General features: G+C 44.1%; 1 protein-coding gene and 1 tRNA gene. One reads left to right on the top strand and one right to left on the bottom strand.

From position 1 onward, the window contains the following. The first annotated feature begins 1 nt into the window (after window position 1). Window positions 2-77, top strand: a tRNA-Asn gene (locus R8N47_RS23260). 251 nt (window positions 78-328) lie between these two features. Here R8N47_RS23260 and R8N47_RS23255 read toward each other — a convergent pair. Further along, window positions 329-1765, bottom strand: coding sequence for an NAD-dependent succinate-semialdehyde dehydrogenase (locus R8N47_RS23255; RefSeq protein WP_081248198.1), 1437 nt, complete (start codon window positions 1763-1765; stop codon window positions 329-331). Between the last annotated feature and the right edge of the window lie 560 nt (window positions 1766-2325).

Here is a 2325-nt window from a genome sequence, read left to right as displayed (position 1 = left end):
TTCCTCCTTAGCTCAGTTGGTAGAGCGACGGACTGTTAATCCGCAGGTCGCTGGTTCGAGCCCAGCAGGAGGAGCCATATTAGAAGAAGCCGCATCACTTGATGCGGCTTTTTTGTATTAGTTTAAAGCTAAGCTCTCTCCTACTACTCCATAACGAAATAACATAAGCGCTTTGATTATTAAAAACCGCTTACCGCAAGCTAGCTATCGACTCACTAAGTAACCAGAAAATATTAACCACAAACGCGCGTGGCAAATGGTATGCCTTTCAACTAAAAAAAAGCCAGGTAAAAACCTAGCTTTTTAATTCAATCGGCCATCTCTGAAATCAGCTTAAACCACCAAGACAAATATACTTTGTCTCCAGATATTCATCGAGTCCTTGCTTAGCACCTTCCCGTCCAACACCCGACTCTTTAACTCCACCAAATGGAGCCACTTCAGTAGAGATGATCCCTTCATTCACTCCAACCATACCGTACTCTAAACCTTCACTAAAAGTCACAATACGCTTCAAGCTATTCGTATAGAAATAGCAAGCCAAACCATATTCTGTATCGTTAGCCATTTCGAGAACTTGATCATCATTTTCAAAGGTAACAATAGGCAACACAGGCCCGAATAGCTCTTGCTGAACAATCGACATATTCTGCGTCACACTATCCAAAAGAACGGGCTCCATAAAGCGACCTGGCCGTCTCTGTGGAGAGTTAGCAATAGAGGCTCCTTCTTGTACAGCTTGATCGATCACCGCCTCTAGTCGATGCTTAGAGGCCATCGTAATAACAGGACCTAATGTGACACCTTTCTCTAAACCATTGCCAAGCTTTAATTTGCTTAACTTCGACAATACTTTATCAATAAAAGCTTGTTTTACATTTTTATGAACATATAACCGATTGGTACAAACACATGTTTGCCCTGCATTACGGAACTTCGACGCGACAAGCCCTTCCGCAGCCGCATCTAAGTCTGCATCTTCAAACACGATGAAAGGCGCATTACCACCCAACTCCATCGACACCGCCTTGACTGAATCACTGGCTTGCTTCATCAAAATTTTCCCGACTCGCGTAGACCCCGTAAAAGAGATCTTCTGAATCCTAGGATCAGTACTTAGTACTTGACCAAACTCAGCAGCCTGCTCCGACACCATGACAGAAAGCAGTTCTTTAGGGATACCAGCCTGATAAGCTAACTCAACAACAGCAATTGCAGTGAGAGGGGTAAGCTCTGATGGCTTGATCAACATGCCACAACCTGCCGCTAGGGCTGGTGCTGCTTTTCTTGTAATCATCGCAATAGGGAAGTTCCAAGGTGTAATTGCAGCGCATACTCCCACAGGCTGTCGAATTGCAGATAGACGTCTATCTGTCGTGGGGGCAGGAATAACTTCGCCATAAGCACGTTTTGCTTCTTCTGAGAACCACTCGACAAAAGAGGCACCATACATCACTTCCCCTTTGCTCTCAGCTAAAGGTTTACCCTGCTCTAAGGTAATAATCGTGGCTATGTCTTCTGCATTATCAAGAAGTAGTTGATACCACCCCCTCAAACGACGAGAGCGCTCTTTGGCACTTAATTTAGCCCAACGGACTTGCTCCGTTTTGCACTGACCAATGAGATCATCTAACTCATCAAGAGTACTAGGCTTTAACCGAATTAACTCTTGCTCAGTTGCAGGGTTGATGACCACAATTCCCTCTTCGGAAGACCATTGCTTAAATACAGATTTCAGCGTTTCATTTTTTATTTGTTGCATCATCAAACATACTCCTCAAGAACTCCTCTTAGGTTAATCGCTACTAGCAAGTTCAGCAAAGAAAACAAAGTTTTCTAAAAGGCATTAATTTTCGGAAGACTTAGATCTCTTCCTCACTATATTTCGGGAAATTGCGCAATCCACGCAACGACGGTTTCGCTCTAAATATGGGAGCAATGAATGTTTGAGAAATAAGAAGTAGAAAATTATTGTTTAAGAGAGACGCTAACAAAACGCGCAGTGAGGAAGACTATTCATTCTACTACGGTTGAGGGCGAGTGTTATAAAGACTCATTGTTCAAATGACCAATCTTTCAACGAGGACATGATACAAACTCGGAGTAATTGGAAGTGCAGGCAGCAGGCTCATCTTCCTGAGAAACTCATGCGCCAAAAGGGTCAAGATAGCCGCATCGTATCGCCTTCAATGTGTAAATACATTTCTAGGGAACACGACCAAACGAAAAAGCCCCAGTCTTTCGACTAGGGCTTAATATAAGTGGCGGAGTGGACGGGACTCGAACCCGCGACCCCCGGCGTGACAGGCCGGTATTCTAACCAAC

The organism is Vibrio sp. 2132-1, assembly GCF_033344315.1.
This window is presented reverse-complemented; position numbering and strand designations above follow the sequence as displayed.

What these genes read in the sequence shown, in the direction of transcription:
- R8N47_RS23255 (WP_081248198.1), bottom strand. Translation starts at nt 1,765, where the DNA reads ATGATGCAACAAATAAAAAATGAAACGCTGAAATCTGTATTTAAGCAA.